This is a genomic window from Bacteroides sp. Phil13 (genome assembly GCF_001940965.1).
GTDB lineage: Bacteria > Bacteroidota > Bacteroidia > Bacteroidales > Bacteroidaceae > Bacteroides > Bacteroides intestinalis.
Window position 1 is genome coordinate 1 of the sequence record NZ_MSHA01000087.1, and the last position, 724, is coordinate 724.

Genomic DNA, 724 nt, shown 5'->3' on the forward strand with positions numbered 1-724 from the left:
TATAGTCCGGGATATTGCGGTTGGCATGTGACACAGCAAAAGTTTTTATTTTCTTTACTGCCGGAACAACCTTGTGGAGTTCGGTTGAGTGAGTCCTCTCTAATGTCTCCCATTAAATCGGTAAGTGGAGTAATTGCTGTAGGTGAGAGAATCGTGAAACGTAAATATGGCTGTGAGCTTTGTGGCAAAGCAGACTGCTATAAGAATAGAAACAAATTAAAAAAGTGATTGCCATGAATATATCAAAATGGATTGAAGATATAATTACTTCTGATAAAAGTTTGTCTATGCCTATCATGACTCATCCGGGTATTGAATTATTAGGTAAGAAAGTACTAGATGTCGTGACTGATGGTGAAGTTCATTTCCAAGCTATTCATGCTTTGAATGAGCGCTTTCCCCAGGCTATGGCATGTACTGCCATTATGGACCTGACTGTAGAAGCTGAAGCTTTCGGGAGTCAACTCTGTATGAGTGAACATGAGGTTCCTACGGTTACAGGCCGTTTGTTGACCTCATTTGAAGAGGTGAACGCATTACAGATTCCTTCTTTGGATAGTGCGAGAGTTCCCCAGTATCTGAAGGCGAATGCTATGGCTGCTGCCGGAATAAATAAACCTGTCTTTGCCGGTTGTATAGGTCCTTATTCACTTGCCGGACGGTTGTTTGATATGACTGAAATAATGATGGCGATATATACTGAACCTCAGACTGCTACTTTATT

The 724-nt window shown here is 41.2% G+C and carries 2 protein-coding genes; both read left to right on the top strand.

From position 1 onward, the window contains the following. Positions 1-228 (top strand): vitamin B12 dependent-methionine synthase activation domain-containing protein (locus BWI44_RS17590; RefSeq protein ID WP_286815233.1); only part of this gene is annotated, 228 nt, incomplete at its 5' end. Between the two features lie 5 nt (positions 229-233). Continuing rightward, positions 234-724: uroporphyrinogen decarboxylase family protein (locus BWI44_RS17595; protein WP_286815240.1), on the top strand; the 491-nt coding region annotated here is incomplete at its 3' end.